Origin of the sequence: Pseudomonas sp. GD04015, from assembly GCF_029837675.1 — a bacterium.
GTDB classification, from domain to species: Bacteria; Pseudomonadota; Gammaproteobacteria; order Pseudomonadales; family Pseudomonadaceae; genus Aquipseudomonas; species Aquipseudomonas paralcaligenes.
The window spans coordinates 163,504-182,151 of sequence record NZ_JAOEEE010000003.1; the positions used below are offsets into that span (position 1 = coordinate 163,504).

The 18,648-nt window shown below is 67.4% G+C and carries 20 protein-coding genes; 9 read left to right on the forward strand and 11 right to left on the reverse strand.

Features of this window, described 5'->3' with window-relative positions:
- The first annotated feature begins 122 nt into the window (after nt 1–122).
- The 4 genes from N7640_RS03745 to lapD all read left to right on the forward strand — a co-directional run bounded on the left by N7640_RS03745 (nt 123) and on the right by lapD (nt 3,898).
- Nucleotides 123–710, forward strand: coding sequence for a YecA family protein (locus N7640_RS03745; protein ID WP_220812979.1), 588 nt, complete (start codon nt 123–125; stop codon nt 708–710).
- A gap of 75 nt (nt 711–785) precedes the next feature.
- Nucleotides 786–1,190 carry a YbaN family protein gene (locus tag N7640_RS03750; RefSeq protein ID WP_279903684.1) on the forward strand — a complete coding sequence of 135 codons (405 nt, stop codon included), beginning with the start codon at nt 786–788 and terminating at the stop codon, nt 1,188–1,190.
- 54 nt (nt 1,191–1,244) lie between these two features.
- A complete protein-coding gene (gene lapG / locus N7640_RS03755) occupies nt 1,245–1,943 on the forward strand; it encodes a cysteine protease LapG (RefSeq protein ID WP_279903686.1) in 699 nt (232 codons plus the stop codon).
- 8 nt (nt 1,944–1,951) lie between these two features.
- Complete coding sequence (lapD, locus tag N7640_RS03760) at nt 1,952–3,898, forward strand: cyclic di-GMP receptor LapD (RefSeq protein ID WP_279903687.1); 1,947 nt, start codon at nt 1,952–1,954, stop codon at nt 3,896–3,898.
- 10 nt (nt 3,899–3,908) lie between these two features.
- Here lapD and N7640_RS03765 read toward each other — a convergent pair whose 3' ends face one another.
- The 3 genes from N7640_RS03765 to N7640_RS03775 form a co-directional block, all read right to left on the reverse strand.
- Nucleotides 3,909–4,250, reverse strand: coding sequence for a tryptophan synthase subunit beta (locus N7640_RS03765; protein ID WP_220812983.1), 342 nt, complete (start codon nt 4,248–4,250; stop codon nt 3,909–3,911).
- 516 nt (nt 4,251–4,766) lie between these two features.
- Nucleotides 4,767–6,074: a porin gene (locus tag N7640_RS03770; RefSeq protein ID WP_220812984.1), complete on the reverse strand. Its 1,308-nt coding sequence runs from the start codon at nt 6,072–6,074 to the stop codon at nt 4,767–4,769.
- Nucleotides 6,075–6,320: 246 nt separating this feature from the next.
- A complete protein-coding gene (locus tag N7640_RS03775; RefSeq protein WP_220812985.1) occupies nt 6,321–7,442 on the reverse strand; it encodes a beta-ketoacyl-ACP synthase III in 1,122 nt (373 codons plus the stop codon).
- Between the two features lie 388 nt (nt 7,443–7,830).
- Here N7640_RS03775 and N7640_RS03780 point away from each other — a divergent pair, with 388 nt between their 5' ends.
- A complete protein-coding gene (locus N7640_RS03780; RefSeq protein ID WP_220812986.1) occupies nt 7,831–8,466 on the forward strand; it encodes a LysE family translocator in 636 nt (211 codons plus the stop codon).
- Between the two features lie 50 nt (nt 8,467–8,516).
- Here the strand turns inward: N7640_RS03780 and N7640_RS03785 are convergent, their stop codons facing one another.
- Together N7640_RS03785 and N7640_RS03790 are read right to left on the reverse strand one after the other, a co-directional pair.
- The gene (locus tag N7640_RS03785) at nt 8,517–9,116 is read right to left on the reverse strand and encodes an FMN-dependent NADH-azoreductase (protein WP_220812987.1); all 600 of its coding nucleotides are present in this window, start codon (nt 9,114–9,116) and stop codon (nt 8,517–8,519) included.
- A 106-nt stretch (nt 9,117–9,222) separates the two neighbouring features.
- Nucleotides 9,223–9,555, reverse strand: a complete 333-nt coding sequence (locus tag N7640_RS03790) for a 3-phosphoglycerate kinase (RefSeq protein ID WP_220812988.1) — start codon at nt 9,553–9,555, stop codon at nt 9,223–9,225.
- A 51-nt stretch (nt 9,556–9,606) separates the two neighbouring features.
- Between N7640_RS03790 and N7640_RS03795 the strand changes: the two genes are divergently transcribed.
- From N7640_RS03795 to N7640_RS03805, 3 genes are read left to right on the forward strand one after another with little or no spacing between them, the layout of a single operon-like run.
- A complete protein-coding gene (locus N7640_RS03795; RefSeq protein WP_220812989.1) occupies nt 9,607–10,533 on the forward strand; it encodes a LysR family transcriptional regulator in 927 nt (308 codons plus the stop codon).
- 10 nt (nt 10,534–10,543) lie between these two features.
- Nucleotides 10,544–11,371 carry an alpha/beta hydrolase gene (locus N7640_RS03800; RefSeq protein ID WP_279903690.1) on the forward strand — a complete coding sequence of 276 codons (828 nt, stop codon included), beginning with the start codon at nt 10,544–10,546 and terminating at the stop codon, nt 11,369–11,371.
- Nucleotides 11,365–11,919, forward strand: a complete 555-nt coding sequence (locus N7640_RS03805) for a peptidylprolyl isomerase (RefSeq protein WP_220812991.1) — start codon at nt 11,365–11,367, stop codon at nt 11,917–11,919. The genes N7640_RS03800 and N7640_RS03805 overlap by 7 nt, the downstream gene beginning before the upstream one ends.
- A gap of 126 nt (nt 11,920–12,045) precedes the next feature.
- Here N7640_RS03805 and N7640_RS03810 read toward each other — a convergent pair whose 3' ends face one another.
- The 6 genes from N7640_RS03810 to N7640_RS03835 all read right to left on the reverse strand — a co-directional run bounded on the left by N7640_RS03810 (nt 12,046) and on the right by N7640_RS03835 (nt 15,584).
- Nucleotides 12,046–12,369: a low molecular weight protein tyrosine phosphatase family protein gene (locus N7640_RS03810; RefSeq protein WP_279906179.1), complete on the reverse strand. Its 324-nt coding sequence runs from the start codon at nt 12,367–12,369 to the stop codon at nt 12,046–12,048.
- Between the two features lie 18 nt (nt 12,370–12,387).
- Entirely contained in the window at nt 12,388–13,518 is a 1,131-nt protein-coding gene (locus N7640_RS03815; RefSeq protein ID WP_279903692.1) for a GNAT family N-acetyltransferase, read from the reverse strand.
- Between the two features lie 592 nt (nt 13,519–14,110).
- Nucleotides 14,111–14,236 (reverse strand): cytochrome c oxidase subunit CcoM, encoded by a 126-nt coding sequence (gene ccoM / locus N7640_RS03820; protein WP_279903694.1) that lies wholly within the window; start codon nt 14,234–14,236, stop codon nt 14,111–14,113.
- A gap of 125 nt (nt 14,237–14,361) precedes the next feature.
- Nucleotides 14,362–14,517 carry a hypothetical protein gene (locus N7640_RS03825; RefSeq protein ID WP_220812994.1) on the reverse strand — a complete coding sequence of 52 codons (156 nt, stop codon included), beginning with the start codon at nt 14,515–14,517 and terminating at the stop codon, nt 14,362–14,364.
- A complete protein-coding gene (locus tag N7640_RS03830; protein WP_279903695.1) occupies nt 14,514–15,116 on the reverse strand; it encodes an alpha-ketoglutarate-dependent dioxygenase AlkB in 603 nt (200 codons plus the stop codon). The genes N7640_RS03825 and N7640_RS03830 overlap by 4 nt, the downstream gene beginning before the upstream one ends.
- 171 nt (nt 15,117–15,287) lie before the next feature.
- The gene (locus N7640_RS03835) at nt 15,288–15,584 is read right to left on the reverse strand and encodes an aspartate-semialdehyde dehydrogenase (protein ID WP_279903696.1); all 297 of its coding nucleotides are present in this window, start codon (nt 15,582–15,584) and stop codon (nt 15,288–15,290) included.
- A 161-nt stretch (nt 15,585–15,745) separates the two neighbouring features.
- Between N7640_RS03835 and rapA the strand changes: the two genes are divergently transcribed.
- Nucleotides 15,746–18,595: an RNA polymerase-associated protein RapA gene (gene rapA / locus N7640_RS03840; protein WP_279903697.1), complete on the forward strand. Its 2,850-nt coding sequence runs from the start codon at nt 15,746–15,748 to the stop codon at nt 18,593–18,595.
- Nucleotides 18,596–18,648 lie beyond the last annotated feature (53 nt).

The window sequence follows — 18,648 nt, forward strand, 5'->3', positions numbered from 1 at the left end:
TGAAGAAGCGGTCGGGCAGTATACGCGACCGCCGGCCGCGGCAGGCCATCGCCCGTCGGCCGTGCTTTTGCGGGCCCGGGCGGCTAGAATCCCCGTGTTCACTCATTCAAGGTAGTTCCACGATGTCCTTCGCCGAGCAATTGTCCCGCCTGCAAGCCTTCCTCGATGCCGACGACCTGCATGAGGAAGCGTTGGACTACCTGGCCACCCACGGCTACCTCACCGCCCTCTCCATCTGCCCCGAGCAGGTGCCGGAGCGCGAATGGATCGACGCCCTGTTCGCCGAGCCGCCGCACTACCGCAGCGAGGCCGAACGCGAGGAAATCGAAACCACCCTGCAACTGCTCAAGGCTCACATCGCCCGCCAGTTGGCCAGCGACGACGAGCCGGAAATCCCCTGCGACATCGACCTCGGCCAGGACCCGGACGACTCCGACCTGCGCGGCTGGTGCATCGGCTTCATGGAAGGCGTGTTCCTGCGCGAGGCCGTGTGGTTCGAGGACTCGGAGGACGAGGTCAGCGAGCTGCTGCTGCCGATCATGGTCGCCTCCGGCCTGTTCGACGAGCAGCCCGAGTTCGCCGAGATCGCCCGCGACCGCCAGCTGGTGGACAGCATGGTCGACCAGATTCCCGAGCTGCTCACCGCCCTGTTCCTGCTCTGCCACGCGCCGGAAGAGAAGCCGGCACTGCTCAAGCCCCGCCACCACTGATTCCCCACGCGACGTGCCCGCCTCCGGTCGTGCGTCGTCTAGAGCGGCCCGCTCCCCGTCCGGGAGCGCCGGCTGATGGCCCACGCCGACATTCCCCAGAGCCGCCACCGCGCCGTGCGCTACGCGCTGCTGACGATCGGCTGGCTGAGCGTGGCGCTGGGGGTGATCGGCATCTTCGTCCCCGTGCTGCCGACCACGCCCTTCCTGCTGCTGGCCGCCGCCTGCTTCGTGCGCAGCTCGCGCCGCTTCTACCTGTGGCTGGTCGAGCACCCCAGGCTCGGTCCCTGGATCCGCGACTACCTGGAAGGCAACGGCATCCCGCTCAAGGGCAAGGTCTACGCCATCGGCCTGATGTGGCTGAGCATCAGCCTGTCCTGCTACCTGGTGCCGCTATTCTGGGCGCGCGCGTTCATACTCACCAGCGCGGTACTGGTGACGCTCTACATCCTGCGCCAGAAGACCCTGCCCAATCGCGAGTGACGCATCGCCGCGGCGCCGCCTAGACTTCCTCCATCCCCTGCGGAGACCACCTTCATGCCGCTGCGGCACAGCACTCAGGGACGAGCCACGCGCCTGCCGGCAGGCCGGCTGCTGCTCGGCGCCCTGCTCTGCCTGCTCCTGGCCGTGGTGGCGCGGGCCGGCTGGGACTTCGGACTGATCCTGCACAACGCCGAACAACGCTACGGCGAACTGGGCCTCGCCAAGGCGCGCATCGAGGCCTGGGACGAACTGATCCGCGCCAGCGAGCAGCTGCCCGAACGGGAAAAACTGACCGTGGTGAACCGCTTCTTCAACCGCCAGCTGCGCTTCGCCGACGACGTCGCCGTCTGGCGCCTGAACGACTACTGGGCCACCCCGGTGGAGGCGCTGGTCAAGGGCGCCGGCGACTGTGAGGACTACTCCATCGCCAAGTACTTCACCCTGCGCCGGCTGGGCGTGCCCAGCGAGCGGCTGCGCATCACCTACGTCAAGGCACTGCGCCAGAACCAGGCGCACATGGTGCTCACCTACTACGCCAGCCCCACCGCCGACCCGCTGGTGCTGGACAACCTGATCGGAGAAATCCGCCCCGCGTCCCAGCGCCAGGACCTGCTGCCGGTCTACGCCTTCAATGCCGAAGGTCTCTACCTGCCCGGCCAGGCCGGGCGCAAGAGCGATACCAAGAAACTGTCGCGCTGGCAGGATCTGCTGAACAAGATGCGAGCCGAAGGCTTCGACATCGGAGAAGGTTAGGAGCGCCTATGTCCCTGTTGAAACAGTTGTTTCTCGCCATCTGCCTGTTCCTCGTGGTGGCCTTCGCCGGCAGCTTCGTCGCCAGCGTCGAGACCTCCCGCGAACAGCTCCTGAGCCAGTTGCGCTCCCACGCCCAGGACGCCGCCACGGCGCTGGGCCTGTCGATGACGCCCCACGTCGACGACCCGGCGATGATCGAGCTGATGGTCAGCTCGATCTTCGACAGCGGCTACTTCGCCACCATCCGCGTGGTGCGCATCGCCGACGGCGAAGTGCTGGTCGAGCGCAGCACCGACACCACCTCGGACCGGGTGCCGGAATGGTTCGTCGAGCTGGTCGACCTGCAGCCGGAAGGTGGCGACGCGCTGATCATGCGCGGCTGGGAACAGGCGGCGCGGGTCGAGGTGCTCAGCCACCCACAGTTCGCCCTGGCCAAGCTGTGGGACGGCGCCATCGGCAGCCTTCTGTGGCTGCTGCTGTGCGGCGTGGTCAGCGCCATCCTCGGCGGCTGGCTGCTGCGCACCCAGCTGCGCCCGCTGGACACCATGGTGCAGCAGGCCCAGGCCATCAGCCGCCGCGAGTTCTTCACCCTGCCCCAGGTGCCGCGCACGCCCGAGCTCAAGCGCGTGGTGATGGCGATGAACCAGATGGTGGAGAAGCTCAAGCAGCTGTTCGCCGAGGAGGCCGCGCGCAGCGAGAAGCTGCGCGAGGAAGCCTATCAGGACAGCCTCACCGGCCTGGCCAACCGCCGCCTGTTCGAGATCAAGCTGGCCAACCAGCTGGCGGTGACCGAGCAAAATGCCGCCGGCTACCTCATGTTCCTGCGTCTCAACGACCTCGGCGGCCTCAACCAGCGCCTCGGCGGCCAGCGCAGCGATGCACTGATCCACAGCATCGGCGAACTGCTGAAGCGCCTGCTGGAACAGCGCGGCGCTCCGGACTGGCTGGCCTCGCGCAACCGCGGCGGCGAATTCACCCTGCTCGCCCCGGGGCTGGCGGCCGAGGACGCCGACCGCCTCGCCCAGGAACTGATGGACAGCCTGGAGAACCTGCGCCAGACCGGCGCCAGCGACCGCACCCCGGTGGCCCACCTGGGCATCGCCGCGTTCCGCCCCGGCGAGACGATGGCCAACGTGATCGGCCGCGCCGACCAGGCCCTGGCCCAGGCGCAGAGCGATGGCGAGCGGGCCTGGGAACGCCTGGACGACTTCGACGCGAGCGTCGGCCAAGGCGAGCACGAATGGCGGCTGTGGATCGACGAGGCCCTGAGCCGGAGCATGCTCCAGCTGTACTTCCAGCCGGTGGTGGCCTGCGCGGACACCGCGCGGGTGCTGCACCGCAAGGTGCTGGCGCGCCTGCTCGACCCCAGCGGCGAGGCGGTGGCCGCCGGCCGCTTCCTGCCCTGGATCGAGCGCCTGGGCTGGGCCACCCGCCTCGACCTGGCGATGCTCGAACACAGCCTGGCGCACCTGGCCCGGCACCCGCAGCCGCTGGCCCTCAGCCTGTCCGCCGCCACCCTGCGCGACGCCGCCAGCCTGGAGAAACTGCTGGCGCTGCTCCACCAGCATCCCCGCCAGGGCGAGCTGATGACCCTGGAACTGGACGAGCGCTTCCTGCCGCCGCCGGCGGAACTGGAGCGGCTCAGCCAGCGGGTGCGCGAGGCCGGCTACCAGCTGGGGCTGCAGCACTTCGGCGGACGCTTCAGCCTGATCGGCAACCTGACCCACATGGGCCTCGCCTACCTGAAGATCGACGGCAGCTACATCCGCGCCATCGACCGGGAAGACGACAAGCGCGTGTTCATCGAGGCGATATTCCGCGCCACCAACAGCATCGACCTGCCGCTGATAGCCGAGATGGTGGAGAGCGAAGGCGAGCTGGAGGTACTCAGGGAACTCGGCATCCATGGCGCCATGGGCCGGCTGGTCGGCGCGCCCGCGCCTTGGCAGGGCTGAGGGCGCCGCGTCAGATCAAGGGGTGGTCGTCGTCGCCCAGCAGGCCGCCCAGCCCCTCGATCTCGGCCCGGGTCACCGCACGCCGGTCGAGCTTGCGCCGCGCCGCCTCGGGCAGGTCGGTGTAGCGGATAAGGCCCTTGCCCACCAGCACGCCGACCACGTCCTCCAGCACCCGCACCAGCTCCAAGTCGGACTCCTTGAGGCTGGCCAGCCGCGCCTTGACCTCCTCGCGCGCCGCCAGCCAGCGGTGCAGCTCCTCGCTCTCGACCGCCAGCGTCTCGGTCATGCCCTCGAACGGCTCGTGCTCGACCCGCAGCAACCGCCCCTCCGCATCCCTCTGCACGTACACCATGCTTCCTCCAGGCGCGCGGCCCCATCCGCGGCTCAAGAAAGGCTAGCAGCCGGCGGTGGGTCATGAGGGGGCGATCGGTCCCGTAGGGTGCGCCGTGCGCACCGGGGCCATGCGCGGGATCGCCGGTGCGCATGGCGCACCCTACAAGTGCGGCTCCATGTTCCCGTTTGCACGCCCTGTAGGAGCGAATTCATCCGCGAAATCCGCGTCTGAAACGGTTCGCCGCCCGGCCGCACCTGCGCAACAGCAGGAGGTAGCGAGGAGATAGCAATAAAAAGCTATGCCCCCGCGACGTGTTGCGCGGTCAGGCCCCTCTATCTGAGCGCTGCAGTTGCCCGCCCCTGGGTTCCCGCCTGCGCGGGAATGACAGTTCTCGGCAGGAGTCCTCCCCACCTCGTCATCCCCGCGCAGGCGGGGATCCAAAAAAGGTCAGGGCACTGCAACATCGGGGACACAGCCATAAAAAAGGCCCCGCGATGCGGGGCCAGGAAAGGAGCGAGTTGGAGCTGGCTGTTGTTAGAACACGTACTGGGCGCGAACCACGAAGCCGTCGCCATCGTCGTCGCCATTGCTGTTGGTGGCGTTGTCCACCTTGGCCTTGACGTAGGCGCCGCTGATCTTCACGGACTCGTTGGCGTACCAGTTCAGGCCGAGGTTGTGCACCTTGCCTTCGACGTCGTCACGGGAGGCGAAGCTGCCGTTGTCGTCGTCGACGCTCAGGTGGTCGTAGCGGTAGAAGATTTCCCAGGCGCCGATCTGCTTGTTCGACGGCTTGACCGAATCGAACTTGCCGAGCTTGTAGTTGCGGGCCTCGCCGGTGAGGGTGTAGGCCGCCTGCACGTAGTAGCCTTCGGCGTCGATGTCGTCGTAGCCGTTGGAGTCGGCTTCCAGGGTGCGCGCCACGTATTCGCCCTGCAGGGAGAACGGGCCCATGGCCCAGGCCGCTTCCAGGCCCCAGGCGGTGTCGTCGCCGAAGGCGCCAGCCGGGGTGACCTCGGCGCCGCCCAGGGTCAGGCGGTTGCCGTTGTCACCGGCATCCTGGCCACCGTCGGTGCTGACGCCGCGCATGCCCAGGCGGCTGCGGATACGACCGTCGAAGGCGGTGTCGGAGAGGTCGCGCTGGGCGAAGTTGACGCCGAAGTGCAGGACGTTGCCGGCTTCGTGCAGGGGTGCGAACACGCCGCGCAGGTTGAACTGGGTGGTGCTGTCGCCATCCTTGGTGGTGTTGGTGGCGTCCTTGGAGAACACGCCCACGGAACCGTAGAAGGAATCGGCGGCGCTGCCGGACAGCTGGATGCCCAGGCCGCCATTGTGGCCGTTGGTCCAGTCGATCAGGTCATAGGCGGCGGTACGCTCCTGGGCGGTCACCCACTTGGAGCTGGTGGCCTTCTCCAGACCGAACTCGGGGTCGAAGCGGCCGACCTTGATGGACAGCGGCGCGAAGCCGTTGTAGGCCAGGGAGGCCTCGTCGAAGTAGCCGTCTTCCTTGCGGTTGTCACCGCCGGAGTTCTGCGACAGGTCGTAGTTGATCTGGTAGGCCCAGTCCTTGTACAGCACGCCGCCCAGCTCGATGAAGGCGCGGCGGAAGTAGCCGGCGTCGGCGGTGTCGCCGTTCTTGGTGTAGAAGCCATCGAAGCGGCTGTAGTCGGCCTGGATGCGGCCACCCAGCTTGAAGCTGAATTCCTTGTCGGTGGTGCCTACTTCCAGGCCTCCTTTGGTCTTGATCACGAGGTCGGCGCCGTCGGTGGTGACGGTGCCGGCGAAAGCCTGGGCGGAGATGGCCAGAGCCAGGGCGCTGGCGGCAAAACCGGCGAAGTGCTTCATCGAAGGATTCCCCTATTGGTCTTTGGAAAACACTGGGCAACGGCCCTGCGTTGGGGGGGAATCTTGGCGGGGGGTTATTTCAGCGCAGTTGCTTTTATATGAAAGTTCGATGACACGGGAACTTTTCAACGCTTTAGGTAATAAGAGACGAGGCACGGCAAGGCGCCTCGCAACACGAGGCGCCCGGAATCATCGAGGAAGAACGGAGCGGCCGGCGCGCCAGGACGGGCGCCGGCGGGCGAAGGCTCAGTGCCGACGCAGGATCACGCTGCCGATGGAGTAGCCCGCGCCGAAGGAGCTGAGCACGCCCACGGTGCCGGAGGGCAGGTCGTCCTGATTCTTGTGGAAGGCGATCACGGAGCCGGCCGAACTGGTGTTGGCGTAGGTGTCGAGGATCACCGGCGCCTCGTCCGGCTCGGCGTCGCGGCCGAGCAGCTTGCGCGCGATCAGCAGGTTCATGTTGAGGTTGGCCTGGTGCAGCCAGAAGCGCTTCACGTCGCTGACGTTCAGCTGGTGCTCGGCCAGGTGCCCGGCGATCAGGTCGGCGACCATCGGGCAGACGTCGCGGAACACCTTGCGGCCTTCCTGCACGAACAGCTTGTCGCGGGCGCCGATGCCCTCTTCCGCGGCGCGGTTGAGGAAGCCGAAGTTGTTGCGGATGTTGTTGGAGAACTGGGTCAGCAGCTTGGTGCCCAGGATGTCCCACTGGTGGGCGGAGGTGGCCTGGTCGGCACGCTCGATGATCACCGCGGTGGCGGCGTCACCGAAGATGAAGTGGCTGTCGCGGTCGCGGAAGTTGAGGTGGCCGGTGCAGATTTCCGGGTTGACCATCAGTACCGCGCGGGCCTGGCCGGTCTGGATCGCGGTGGCCGCCGCCTGGATGCCGAAGGTGGCCGAGGAGCAGGCCACGTTCATGTCGTAGCCCCAGCCCTCGATGCCCAGGGCCGCCTGCACTTCGATGGCGACCGCCGGGTAGGCGCGCTGCAGGTTGGAACAGGCGACGATGACGCCATCGATATCAGCAACGGTGCGGCCGGCGCGCTCCAGCGCCTGCTTCGCCGCGGCCACGCCCATCTCGCAGAGGATGCCCCACTCCTCGTTGGAGCGCTCGGGGATGCGCGGCACCATGCGCCGGGGGTCGAGGATGCCGTCCTTGTCGATGACGAAGCGGCTCTTGATACCGGAAGCCTTCTCGATGAAAGCCACGCTCGACTCGCTCAGCGCCTCCACCTCGCCGCGCTCGATGGCCGCGGCATGCTCGCTGTTGAACAGCTGGACGTAGGCGTTGAAGGAGGCCACCAGCTCTTCGTTGGAAATGCTGTTGCCCGGGGTATACAGACCAGTGCCACTGATTACGGCTTTGTGCACGGGACATTCCTCTTCTTCTGTGGCCGCCCGAAGCGGCTGGCTTGACGGTTGCTCCCGCGGCGAACCGACGGTGCGAATTCAGGCTGCGGCGATTCGGAGGCCAGGCAGTGGCGCGCAACGCTGCAAAACGCAGAGTGTGCCACAGCCGGGGCCCGTAGCGCTGCCACGGCGAAGCTGGGTCGGACTGGCGGCGAATGGGTGCCCGGCGCGGCAGCGGCGCCGAAAATACGGAAAAACCCGCCTATGTGCGGCGATACCTACGTCATCCATGACGATCATGAGGTTCGGCAGAATTTGACGGGCGCCGCATTTACCGCCCCTACGGCTTTTGACCGGATGTACAGGAACGACGCAGAATCCATCGCTCCCCCCTCACAGGCATCCGGCCATGCTCGGCACCCACGATCTCGCGTTGTTCATCGTCTCCGGCCTGCTGCTGAATATGGCGCCCGGTCCCGACTCCCTGCTGGTCATGGCCCGCAGCGCCAGCCAGGGATGGCGCGCCGGCTCGATGGCGGCGCTGGGCATCGGCGCGGGCACCTGCGTCCATATCGTCGCCGCCGCGCTGGGCATGTCCGCCCTGCTCGCCACCTCGGCCACCGCGTTCATGCTGGTCAAGCTGGTCGGCGCCGCGTACCTGCTGTACATCGGCATCGGCATGCTGCTGACCCGGCGCCGGGACAACGATGCGGTGGCCGATGCGCTGCCGCCGCTGTCCCACGGACGGATCTTCGCCCAGGGCTTCCTGACCAATCTCCTGAATCCCAAGGTGGCGCTGTTCTTCCTCGCCTTCGTGCCGCAATTCATCCACCCGGACGCCGAGCACAAGGCCCTGGCCTTCCTGCTGTTGGGCGCGATCTTCAACGTCAACGGCATGCTCTGGTGCCACTTCCTCGCGCTCTCCACCGTGTTCGCCCGACAGCGGCTGCGGATCGGCCGGGGCCTGGGCCTATGGCTGGAGCGCGGGGTCGGCGGCGTGCTGGCGCTGCTGGGCGTCAAGCTCGCGCTGGCCGACAGGGCCTGAGCACGCAAACCGGCCCGCGCGTGCGGGCCGGCGAGAGGCTGCGAGGGAAATCAGGCGACCTGGGCCACCTGCTCGCGCGCCTTGGCGATTCCCTTCTCCTGGAATTCGGCGCCCATGTTCAGGCCCTCGGCGTGAATGAACTGCACGTCGTGAATACCGATGAAGGCCAGCGCCTGGCGCAGGTAGGGTTCCTGGTGATCCAGGCCACTGCCGGCATAGATGCCACCACGGGCGGTGAGCACGTAGGCGCGCTTGCCGGTGAGCAGGCCCTGCGGGCCGGTCTCGGTGTACTTGAAGGTGACGCCGGCGCGCAGCACGTGGTCCAGCCAGGACTTCAGGGTGCTGGGGATGGCGAAGTTGTACATCGGCGCGGCCAGCACCAGCACGTCGGCGGCCAGCAGCTCGTCGGTCAGCAGGTTGGAGCGGGCGGCCGCGGCGCGTTCGATGTCGCTTTGCTGCTCGGCGGGCTTCATCCAGCCACCGAGCAGGGTGGCGTCCAGGTGCGGCACCGGCTCGACGGCCAGGTCGCGGACCTGCACGTCATCCTGCGGATGGGCCTTGCGCCACTGGGCGATGAAGTCGCCGGTCAGCTGGCGGGAAACGGAACCTTCCTGGCGGGCGCTGCTTTCGATTACGAGGATGCGGGACATGAGGCTGATCTCCATCGAGTGTCGGGGGTCGATGGAGCACAGGTTATGGTCAGCCTATGAGATAAAAAAGCGCAATTATCCGCTTCAAATAATCGACAAAGTTGATTTATTGCCGAGCCGGTTCTAGGCTCTGCTCGCAGGTGAGGTCCACCCGCAGCTTGATGATGTCGCGCGCGAACCTGACGGAGAGGTTGGCGGTTTCGCCGGCCTTGACGTCCGCCTTGCGGGTGCGCGGCGCCTCCGGGCCGTTGCGGAACACCGCCGAGCACTTGGCGGGAATGGTGCCGTAGTTGTAGAGCAGCACGGCACCGATGTTGCGGTCCACCTGCTGGCCGGTGGCGGACACTTCGGCACCGTTCAGCTTCTTGCCGATCTCGATCGGGTAGGCGGCGGCGGTCAGTGGCATCAGCGCGAGCAGGACGAGGCAGCATTTTTTCATCGGGCGTTCTCCTTTTTCGAGGGTGCCCAGAGTAGAGAAGAGGAAGCGGCGATGAAAGCGCCCCGTGTGACCCTGGAGCAATGGCGCACCCTGCAGGCGGTAGTCGACCACGGCGGCTTCGCCCAGGCGGCCGAGGCGCTGCACCGCTCGCAGTCTTCCGTGAGCTACACGGTGGCGCGCATGCAGGAGCAGCTCGGCGCGCCGCTGCTGCGCATCGACGGGCGCAAGGCAGTGCTCACCGATGCCGGCGAGGTACTGCTGCGCCGCTCGCGGCAGCTGGTCAAGCAGGCCAGCCAGCTGGAGGAGCTGGCCCACCACATGGAACAGGGCTGGGAAGCGGAAGTGCGCCTGGTGGTGGACGCCGCCTACCCCACCGCCAACATCGTGCGCACCCTCTCCGCCTTCATGCCGCAGAGCCGGGGCTGCCGCGTGCGCCTGCGCGAGGAAGTGCTGTCCGGCGTCGAGGAAGTGCTGCGCGAAGGCTCCGCCGACCTGGCGATCAGCGCCCTCAACATCACCGGCTACCTGCCCATCGAACTGGGCGAGGTGGAATTCATCGCCGTCGCCCATCCCGAACACCCCCTGCATCGCCTGCAGCGGCCCGTCACCTTCCAGGATCTGGAAGGCCAGATGCAGGTGGTGACCCGCGACAGCGGCCGGGTGCAGCCGCGCGACGCCGGCTGGCTCGGCGCCGAGCAGCGCTGGACGGTAGGCAGCCTGCCCACCGCGCGCACCTTCGTCAGCAGCGGCCTGGGCTTCGCCTGGCTGCCCTGCCATCTGATCGCCCGCGAGCTTGAGGAAGGCGTGCTCAAGCCGCTGCCCATGGAGCAGGGCGACATCCGCCGGCCACGCTTCTTCCTCTACAGCAACAAGGACAAGGTGCTCGGCCCCGCCACCCAGATCCTCATCGACCTGATCCGCAACTTCGACGGCGCGCCGCTGGAGGCGCCCTTCGCCGCGCCGCTGGCCATGAACTGAGGAAAGCACCATGTCCTATTTCGAACACGACGGCTGCCAGCTGTACTACGAGGATCGCGGCCAGGGCGAACCGGTACTGCTGGTCCACGGCCTGGGCTCCAGCATCCAGGACTGGGAATACCAGATTCCGCACCTGCTGCAGCGCCGTCGCGTGCTGGCCATCGACCTGCGCGGCCACGGCCGCTCCGGCAAGCCGCGCGAGCGCTACAGCATGGCCGGCTTCGCCGCCGACCTGGCGGCGCTGATCGAACACCTGGGCCTGCCCCGGGTGCATCTGGTCGGCATCTCCATGGGCGGCATGGTCGGCTTCCAACTGGGCGTCGACCGCCCGGAACTGCTGCGCAGCCTGACCATCGTCAACAGCGCACCCGAGGTGAAGGCCAGGAGCGCCAACGACTGGTGGCAGCTGGCCAAGCGCTGGACGCTGTCGCGCCTGCTGAGCATGGAGACCATCGGCAAGGGCCTCGGCCGCGTGCTGTTCCCGCGCCCCGAGCAGGCCGAGCTGCGCGCCAAGGTGGAACAACGCTGGCCGCAGAACGACAAGCGCGCCTACCTCTCCAGCTTGGACGCCATCATCGGCTGGAGCGTGCGCGAACGCCTCGCCGCCATCACCTGTCCGACCCTGGTGATCTCGGCCGACCGCGACTACACCCCGGTCGCCGTCAAGGAGGCCTATGTCCGCGAGCTGCCCAACGCCCGCCTGGTGGTGATGGAGCGCTCGCGCCACGCCACCCCCATGGACCAGCCGGAACGCTTCAACGCCGTCCTGGACGACTTCCTCGCCCAGGTCGAGCACACTCAACCGCAACCCGAAAACAAGGACTCGCAACCATGCTGAAGCAACTTCTCCTTTCCGCCTGTGGCCTGCTGCTGAGCACCAGCCTGCTCGCCGCCGACAACCCGCACGTGCTGCTGACCACCAGCTACGGCGACATCGAGATCGAGCTGAACGCCGAGAAGGCGCCGATCAGTACCCAGAACTTCCTCGGCTACCTCGACGCCGGCTTCTACAAGGACACCCAGTTCCACCGGGTCATCCCGGGCTTCATGATCCAGGGCGGCGGCTTCGATGCCAGCATGCGCCAGAAGGACACCTTCAAGCCGATCAAGAACGAGGCCGACAACGGCCTGCGCAACGACCGCGGCACCGTCGCCATGGCCCGCACCTCGGACGTCAACTCGGCCACCAGCCAGTTCTTCATCAACCACGGCAACAACGACTTCCTCAACCACGGCGGCCGCGACTTCGGCTACGCCGTGTTCGGCAAGGTGGTGCGCGGCATGGACGTGGTGGACCGCATCGCCGGCGTGCGCACCGGCAACCGCAACGGCCACGCGAACGTGCCGGTGGAGCCGGTGCTGATCCTCAACGCGAAGAAGCTCTGAGCCCCGCCCGGCGCAGCCGCCCGGGCGGTTGCGCCGTTTCCCGCCACACGGTGCGCACAGCGCACCCTACCGACAGCGCCCCGCAACGAAGTAGGGTGCGCCGCGCGCACCGGATATCGCCCAGTCCTACCGCAGATAGCTCCCCACCCTGGCCTCCAGCAGCTCGACCAGTTCCGGCTGCATGTAGTCGTAGTCGTCGGGAATGCCCAGGCAGATCACCCGCCTTCCCCTGAGCAGAGAACCGAAGCGCTGCTGCAGCCGCTTCTGGTGCGCCCGCTCCATGACGAAGATCAGATCGGCCCACTCGACCTGCTCGGCGGACAGCGGCACCTCGGCGTCCGGCGCCAGGCCGGTCGAATCGCTTTCCACACCCGGCCAGCCGGCGAACAGCTGCTCCGCCGTCGGGCTGCGCAGGCGGTTGCGGCTGCAGATGAACAGGGCGCGGGTCATGGACGGCGGCGCGGCATGTCAGGCGCCCTCACGGCGATAGGGCAGCAGCTCCCGCGCCTGTTCGGCGTAGGCCAGCACCGCCGGCCGTTCCTCGGCGAGGAAATCCGCCACCGCGGCGCGCAGACCCGGGTGCAGCAGATAGTGCCAGGAACGGGTGACCACCGGCTCGAAACCACGGATCAGCTTGTGCTCGCCCTGGGCGCGGGCATCGAAGCGCCGCAGCCCTTCGGCGATAGCGATCTCGATGCCTTGGTAGAAGCAGGTCTCGAAGTGCAGGCGGTCGAAGTCTCCCAGGCAGCCCCAGTAGCGGCCATAGAAGCTGTCGCCGCCCACCAGGCTGAAGGCCATCGCCACCGGGCGCCCGCCGCGAAGCGCCGTGACCACGCGGATGGCCTCGGGCATGCGCTCGGCCAGCAGGCTGAAGAAACTGCGCGTCAGGTATGGCGCGCGGCGCCGCACATGGTAGGTGCTGGCGTAGCAGGCGTAGACGAAGTCCCAGTCCGCCTCGTCCAGCTCATGGCCGCGCTGCCAGCGGAAGTCGATGCCCTGCCCGGCCACCTGCTCGCGCTCCTTGCGCAGCTGCTTGCGCTTGCGCGAGCTGAGGGCATCGAGGAAATCCTGGAAGTCGCGGTAGCCACGGTTGTGCCAGTGGTACTGGCAGTCGAGGCGCTGCAGCCAGCCGTCACGGTCCTCGAACAGCGTGTCGTCCTCGGCGCGCAGGAAGTTGATGTGCAGCCCGGACAGCCCCTCCCCGTGCAGGCCCGCCACCAGTTCGTCCAGCAGCAAGCCGGCCTGACCCGCGTCGCCCAGCAGGCGCGGCCCGGTCACCGGGCTGAAGGGCACTGCGCCGAGCAGCTTGGGGTAATAGGCGATGCCGGCGCGATGGCAGGCGTCGGCCCAGCCCATGTCGAACACGTACTCGCCGAAGGAGTGCTGCTTGATGTAGGCCGGCAGCGCCGCCCGGATCGCGCCCGCCTCGTCGCGCAGCAGGCGATGGGCTGCCTGCCAGCCGCTGTGCTCGCCGACGCAGCCGCTGTCCTCCAGCGTCGAGAGAAAGGCATGGCGCAGGAACGGCTGCGGCTCGGGCAGCAGGGCGTCCCAGTCGGCGGCGGAGATATCGGCGAGACGGTGCAGGGTCTGGAGTGGCATGCCGCCAGTCTGGCGACTCGGCGCGGCAAACAAAAGCGTTTTGGAGGTTTCGGCCGCGCACGCGCTCGGTGCGCAGAGCGGGCCAGCGTCGCCTGAAACAACGTCTTCAGGAATGGCAGGCAAGAAAATCGCTGTGCGCCTGTTACGTGTTGTAGCGCCCGGGCTCTTCTGGGTCCCCGCCTGCGCGGGGATGACGAGGTAGGGGTGGAATTTCTAGTTTCTTCCGAAACCGTCATTCCCGCGCAGGCGGGAATCCAGGGGCAGGCAGCTGCAGCGTTCAGATAGAGGGGCTTGACCGCGCAACGTGTAGGGTGGGTTAGCCGCTTGCCGGCGTAACCCACCGGCGGCGCGGTCGATTGCGCTGGTGGGTTGCGTAACCCAACCTACAGCTTCCTGTTGATATTGCAGGCGGGCCGTTTCCGCATGGCAGCTGTTGCGTGTTGCACGCCTTGTGGGAGCGGATTTATCCGCGAGTTTCGCGGCCTCGCTCCCACAAGAGCAGAATTGCGCCACCAACACATAACGGGTACATAGCCAAAAAAATGGGCGACCGAAGTCGCCCAAAATGCCTTGCGTGCACGTTTCGAAAGGATTACTCGGCCTTTGCCCTGGCCTTCTTGTGAGAATCCTTCCAGATGAAGAGACCGACGCCACCGAAGAAGGCGACCATCAGAGCGACTGTGCCGATGCCGGCGAGAACCACTGTATCCATGAACATGGCTGCCTCCTTCTTGTGCTGCGCCTTGTCTTGATGGGCTCAGATTAGAGGAGGTGTGGCGGAAGGAATTGATCCGGATCAATGTCCGGCAGGGTGGGCGCCGCGACAGGGCGCCGCAGGGAGGATCAACGCTTCTTCTTGGGCTTGGATTTGCTCTTGCCCCGGGTCAATGGCATGGCCTGCTCGAAGACCTGGCGCATCTCGTCCAGCTTCTTGTCGTGCAGGTCGTGGATGCGCTTGCTGCGCTCGGCTCCAAAATCGATCAGCTTGTCGTCACTCATGGTCTGGACCGGATCAGGCGAAAGGTGAGGTTGATGCGTGGCGCCACCGGCTTGCGGGTCTTCGCCACCTGATGCTGCCAATGATGCTGTGTTGCGCCGGCCATGACCAGTAGCGAACCGCTCTCCAGTTGCAGGGAGTGCTCGATGCGCCCGCCGCCCTTGCGGCGCAGGTCGAAGCGGCGCGGGCCGCCCAGGTTGAGCGAGGCGACCAGCGGCTCGCTGCCCAACTCCGGCTCGTCGTCGCTGTGCCAGCCCATGGAGTCGTTGCCGTCGCGGTAGAAATTGAGCAGCACGCCGTTGAGCGGCTGGCCGGCCACCTCCTCGACCCGGGCGCGGATCTCGCCGAGCAGGCGGGTCCAGGGCAGCGGCTGATGGATCAGGCCGGAATAGCGGTAGACCGCCTCGGGGTCGCCGTACCAGGCCAGCAGGCGCGGCACCGAGATGCGCTGGCCGTGGAGCGACAGTTGCGGCTGCTCCCAGGGCGTCTCTGCGGCCAGTTGCTGGAACCAGGCGTCGGCGGTGGCGGGGTCGAGCCAGTGCGGCCGGTAGTCCAGCGAGGCGTCGGGCAGGTTCAGGGGTTGCGAATCGAACAGGTCCACCGGATAGCTGCCCTAGGTTATGTACGAAAAGTCGTCGAGCGAAGGCGAGGCTAGGCAAAAAACGGTGAGGAAGCGGACTGGGCTCGCATGCGAGTTTACGAATGGTAAATGAGCATTCCGAACCGATTTTTAACGACGCATCGCCGAGCGCAGGCACTTTTCGTACATAACCTAGACTTCCACGTCGACCCAGAGCCCCTGGCGCGGCAGCTCTTCCAGCAGCTTCTCGTCATCGCCCTTGACCTCCCCCTCGGCCAGTTCCGCCGGCGTGTAACCACGGCGCTGGCGGCGGCGCTGCTCCTCGCGCATCAGCTCCTCGGCCTCCTGCGGGTGCCGCTTGTCCAGCTCCACCGCGCTCTCGTTGCTGCTCTCGTTGGTCGGCGTCACCGGGGGAATGTCCGGGCGCGGCTTCACCACGTCCTGCTGGGCGGTGACGGGAACCAGGCTGTGCGGGATGGGCGGTAGCATCGGGGTCTCCCAGGTTAACCCTGCTGTCGGCCGGACAGGCTCCAACTTGAACGACCGCTACACTTTCGACCGGGCGCTCAATCAGAGATTCAGCAGCGGGCGTCGCCCTCGGCGCGGCGTTCCGTTAACATACGCGGCTTTTTTCGCAGCTGGGGCTTTTCATGGCAAGTAGTGGCATTGTGCAGTATCAACCGGGGCAGCGCTGGATCAGCGACAGCGAGGCTGAACTCGGGCTCGGCACCATCCTCACTTCCGACGGCCGTCTGCTCACCGTGCTCTATCCGGCGACCGGCGAGACCCGCCAGTACGCCCTGCGCAACGCCCCGCTGACCCGCGTGCGCTTCGCCCCGGGCGACGAGATCACCCACTTCGAGGGCTGGAAGCTGACCGTGCAGGAAGTCGAGGATGTCGACGGCCTGCTGGTCTACCACGGCTTCGACGCCCAGCACGAACCGTACAGCCTGCCGGAAACCCAGCTGTCCAACTTCATCCAGTTCCGCCTGGCCAGCGACCGCCTGTTCGCCGGGCAGATCGACCCGCTCAACTGGTTCGCCCTGCGCTACCACACCCTGGAACACCAGAGCCGCCTGCTGCAGTCCAGCCTGTGGGGCCTCGGCGGCGCCCGCGCCCAGCCGATCGCCCACCAGTTGCACATCGCCAGGGAGGTCGCCGACCGCATGGCCCCGCGCGTGCTGCTGGCCGACGAAGTGGGCCTGGGCAAGACCATCGAGGCCGGCCTGGTGATCCACCGCCAGCTGCTCTCCGGCCGTACCGGCCGGGTGCTGATCCTGGTGCCGGAAAACCTGCAGCACCAGTGGCTGGTGGAGATGCGCCGGCGCTTCAACCTGCAGGTCGCGCTGTACGACGCCGAGCGCTTCGCCGAGAGCGATGCCAGCAACCCGTTCGACGACACCCAGCTCGCGCTGGTCTCCCTGGAGTGGCTGAAGAGCAGCGAGAAGGCGCAGGACGCCGCCTTCGCCGCCGGCTGGGACCTGCTGGTGGTCGACGAGGCCCACCACCTGGTCTGGCACCCGGAAAAGGCCAGCGACGAATACCGCCTGGTGGAACAGCTGGCCGAGATCATCCCCGGCGTGCTGCTGCTCACCGCCACCCCCGAGCAGCTCGGCCTGGAAAGCCACTTCGCCCGCCTGCGCCTGCTCGACCCGGACCGCTTCCATGACCTGGAAGCCTTCCGCGCCGAGAGCGCCAACTACCGCCCGGTGGCCGAGGCAGTACAGGAACTGCTCGACCAGGGCCGCCTCTCCGAACAGGGCCACGCCACCATCGCCCGCTTCCTCGGCGCCGAGGGCGAGGCGCTGTTGGCCGCCGTGACCGACGGTGACAGCGAGGCCGCCGCGCGCCTGATCCGCGAGCTGCTCGACCGCCACGGCACTGGCCGCGTGCTGCTGCGCAACACCCGCGCCGCCGTGCAGGGCTTCCCCGAGCGCCAGCTGCACCCCTACCCGTTGCCCGCCCCGGAGCAGTACCAGGGGCTGCAGCCGGGCGAGCACGCCGAGCTGTACCCGGAAGTCAGCTACCAGGCCCAGGGCGAAGACGAGGCCTGGTGGCGCTTCGACCCGCGGGTGGACTGGCTGATCGACACCCTGAAGATGCTCAAGAAGTTCAAGGTGCTGGTGATCTGCGCCCACGCCGAGACCGCCCTCGACCTGGAAGACGCCCTGCGCGTGCGCTCCGGCATCCCCGCCACCGTGTTCCACGAGGGCATGAGCATCCTCGAGCGCGACCGCGCCGCCGCCTACTTCGCCGACGAGGAATTCGGCGCCCAGGTGCTGATCTGCTCCGAGATCGGCTCCGAGGGCCGCAACTTCCAGTTCAGCCATCATCTGGTGCTGTTCGACCTGCCGGCCCACCCGGACCTGCTGGAACAGCGCATCGGCCGTCTCGACCGGATCGGCCAGAAGCACACCATCCAGCTGCACGTGCCCTACCTGGAAGGCAGCCCGCAGGAACACCTGTTCCAGTGGTACCACCAGGCGCTGAACGCCTTCCTCAACACCTGCCCCACCGGCAACGCCCTCCAGCATCAGTTCGGCCCGCGCCTGCTGGCCCTGCTGGAGAGCAACGGCGACAAGGCCTGGCAGGACCTGCTGGACGAAGCCATCGCCGAGCGTGTCCGCCTCGAAGGCGAGCTGCACAGCGGCCGCGACCGCCTGCTGGAGCTGAACTCCGGCGGTGCCGGCGAAGGCGAGCGGCTGGTCGAGGAAATCCACGAGCAGGACGATCAGTTCGCCCTGCCGATCTATATGGAAGAGCTGTTCGACGCCTTCGGCATCGACAGCGAGGACCACTCCGAGAACGCCCTGGTGCTGCGCCCCAGCGAGAAGATGCTGGACGCCAGCTTCCCCCTCGGCGACGACGAGGCGGTGACCGTCACCTACGACCGCAACCAGGCCCTGGCCCGCGAGGACATGCAGTTCCTCACCTGGGAACACCCCATGGTGCAGGGCGGCATGGACCTGGTGCTGTCCGGCTCGATGGGCAACACCGCCGTGGCGCTGATCAAGAACAAGGCGCTCAAGCCCGGCACCGTGCTGCTGGAGCTGATCTACGTCAGCGAGGTGGTGGCGCCCAGGGCGCTGCAACTGGGCCGCTACGTGCCGCCGGTGGCCCTGCGCTGCCTGCTCGACCCGAACGGCAACGACCTGGCCACCAAGGTCGCCTTCGACACCCTCAACGACCAGCTGGAAGCCGTGCCGCGGGCCAGCGCCAACAAGTTCGTGCAGGCCCAGCGCGACGTGCTGGCCAAGCAGATCGGCGCCGCCGAGGCCAAGGTGCAGCCGCGCCACGCCGCCCGCGTCGAGGAGGCGCGCAAGCGCTTCACCGCCACCCTGGACGAGGAAATCGCCCGCATGACCGCCCTCCAGGCGGTCAACCCGAGCGTGCGTCCGGCCGAGATCGAGGCCCTGCGCAAGCAGCGCGAGAGCGGCCTGGGCTTCCTCGACAAGGCGGCGCTGCGCCTGGAGGCGATCCGCGTGCTGGTCGCGGGCTGACGGCCACCCGTGCGAGCCGCCGGGAAAAATCCTCCGCGGCGGCTTTAATGGAG

Coding starts and splice junctions, on each gene's coding strand:
- rapA (WP_279903697.1), top strand. CDS start 15,746: ATGGCAAGTAGTGGCATTGTGCAGTATCAACCGGGGCAGCGCTGGATC.
- N7640_RS03765 (WP_220812983.1), bottom strand. CDS start 4,250: ATGGTGTACGTGCAGAGGGATGCGGAGGGGCGGTTGCTGCGGGTCGAG.
- N7640_RS03815 (WP_279903692.1), bottom strand. CDS start 13,518: ATGCCACTCCAGACCCTGCACCGTCTCGCCGATATCTCCGCCGCCGAC.
- lapD (WP_279903687.1), top strand. CDS start 1,952: ATGTCCCTGTTGAAACAGTTGTTTCTCGCCATCTGCCTGTTCCTCGTG.
- N7640_RS03800 (WP_279903690.1), top strand. CDS start 10,544: ATGTCCTATTTCGAACACGACGGCTGCCAGCTGTACTACGAGGATCGC.
- N7640_RS03780 (WP_220812986.1), top strand. CDS start 7,831: ATGCTCGGCACCCACGATCTCGCGTTGTTCATCGTCTCCGGCCTGCTG.
- lapG (WP_279903686.1), top strand. CDS start 1,245: ATGCCGCTGCGGCACAGCACTCAGGGACGAGCCACGCGCCTGCCGGCA.
- N7640_RS03785 (WP_220812987.1), bottom strand. CDS start 9,116: ATGTCCCGCATCCTCGTAATCGAAAGCAGCGCCCGCCAGGAAGGTTCC.
- N7640_RS03810 (WP_279906179.1), bottom strand. CDS start 12,369: ATGACCCGCGCCCTGTTCATCTGCAGCCGCAACCGCCTGCGCAGCCCG.
- N7640_RS03835 (WP_279903696.1), bottom strand. CDS start 15,584: ATGCTACCGCCCATCCCGCACAGCCTGGTTCCCGTCACCGCCCAGCAG.
- ccoM (WP_279903694.1), bottom strand. CDS start 14,236: ATGTTCATGGATACAGTGGTTCTCGCCGGCATCGGCACAGTCGCTCTG.
- N7640_RS03825 (WP_220812994.1), bottom strand. CDS start 14,517: ATGAGTGACGACAAGCTGATCGATTTTGGAGCCGAGCGCAGCAAGCGC.
- N7640_RS03790 (WP_220812988.1), bottom strand. CDS start 9,555: ATGAAAAAATGCTGCCTCGTCCTGCTCGCGCTGATGCCACTGACCGCC.
- N7640_RS03750 (WP_279903684.1), top strand. CDS start 786: ATGGCCCACGCCGACATTCCCCAGAGCCGCCACCGCGCCGTGCGCTAC.
- N7640_RS03745 (WP_220812979.1), top strand. CDS start 123: ATGTCCTTCGCCGAGCAATTGTCCCGCCTGCAAGCCTTCCTCGATGCC.
- N7640_RS03795 (WP_220812989.1), top strand. CDS start 9,607: ATGAAAGCGCCCCGTGTGACCCTGGAGCAATGGCGCACCCTGCAGGCG.
- N7640_RS03770 (WP_220812984.1), bottom strand. CDS start 6,074: ATGAAGCACTTCGCCGGTTTTGCCGCCAGCGCCCTGGCTCTGGCCATC.
- N7640_RS03805 (WP_220812991.1), top strand. CDS start 11,365: ATGCTGAAGCAACTTCTCCTTTCCGCCTGTGGCCTGCTGCTGAGCACC.